Here is a 1345-nt window from a genome sequence, read left to right as displayed (position 1 = left end):
AATCGGCGCGCCCTTGCGGGGTCCGCCACTATTTATTCACCGCCTTCTCCTCATCACTTCGTTCTGCATCGTCGGCGGCGGTCAGGCGCGCTCCTTCTCGACGAGCTCGTAGGACTCGATGATGTCGCCTTCCTTGATGTCGGAGTAGCCCAGCGTCATACCGCACTCGAAGCCCTCGCGGACCTCGGTCACGTCGTCCTTCTCCCGTCGCAGCGAGTTGATCGTGAGGTTCTCGGTGACCACGACGTTGTCCCGCAGCAGGCGGGCCTTCGCGTTGCGCCGCACCACACCGGAGCTGATCATGCAGCCGGCGATGATGCCCACCTTCGAGGACCGGAAGATCGCGCGGATCTCGGCGCGACCCAGCTCCTTCTCCTCGTAGATCGGCTTGAGCATGCCGCGCAGGGCCTTCTCGATGTCGTCGATCGCCTGGTAGATGACCGAGTAGTAGCGGATCTCGACACCCTCGCGGTTGGCGAGCTCGGTCGCTTTCCCTTCGGCGCGCACGTTGAAGCCGATGATGACCGCGTCCGACGCCGACGCCAGGTTGACGTTGGTTTCGGTGATGCCACCGACGCCGCGGTCGATGACGCGCAGTTCCACCTCGTCGTCGACCTGGATGCCCATCAGGGCCTCCTCGAGCGCCTCGACCGTACCGGCGTTGTCGCCCTTGAGGATCAGGTTCAGCTGGCTGGTTTCCTTCAGCGCCGAGTCCAGGTCCTCCAGGCTGATCCGCTTGCGTGACCGCGCCGCCAGCGCATTGCGCTTGCGGGCGCTGCGCCGGTCGGCGATCTGGCGGGCGATGCGGTCCTCGTCGACGACCAGGAAGTTGTCACCCGCGCCGGGCACCGACGTGAAGCCGATGACCTGCACCGGCCGCGACGGCAGAGCCTCCTCGACGTCCTCACCGTGCTCGTCGACCATGCGGCGGACGCGACCGTACGCGTCGCCGGCCACCACCGAGTCGCCGACGCGCAGCGTCCCGCGCTGCACCAGGACCGTGGCGACCGGGCCGCGGCCGCGGTCCAGGTGCGCCTCGATCGCCACACCCTGGGCCTCCATGTCGGGGTTGGCCCGCAGGTCCAGGGCGGCGTCGGCGGTCAGCAGCACCGCCTCTTCGAGCGCCTTGATGTTGGTGCCTTCCTTGGCGGAGATGTCGACGAACATCGTGTCGCCACCGAAATCCTCTGCGACCAAGCCGTATTCGGTGAGCTGGCCGCGAATCTTCGCCGGGTCGGCGCCCTCCTTGTCGATCTTGTTGACCGCCACCACGATCGGCACGTCGGCCGCCTGCGCGTGGTTGATGGCCTCCACCGTCTGCGGCATCACGCCGTCGTCGGCGGCG

Annotated in this window: 1 protein-coding gene; it reads right to left on the bottom strand. The window is 67.4% G+C overall.

The features are described 5' to 3' along the window. Positions 1-81 precede the first annotated feature (81 nt). Positions 82-1345, bottom strand: a 1264-nt coding sequence (infB, locus tag A5711_RS21035; RefSeq protein WP_067949934.1) for a translation initiation factor IF-2, incomplete at its 5' end; no start/stop codon positions are given.

The sequence above is a fragment of the Mycobacterium sp. E2238 genome (assembly GCF_001672665.1).
Lineage (GTDB): Bacteria > Actinomycetota > Actinomycetes > Mycobacteriales > Mycobacteriaceae > Mycobacterium.
Note: the sequence above shows the minus strand (reverse complement) of the source record. Positions and strands in the feature narration are given on the sequence as shown.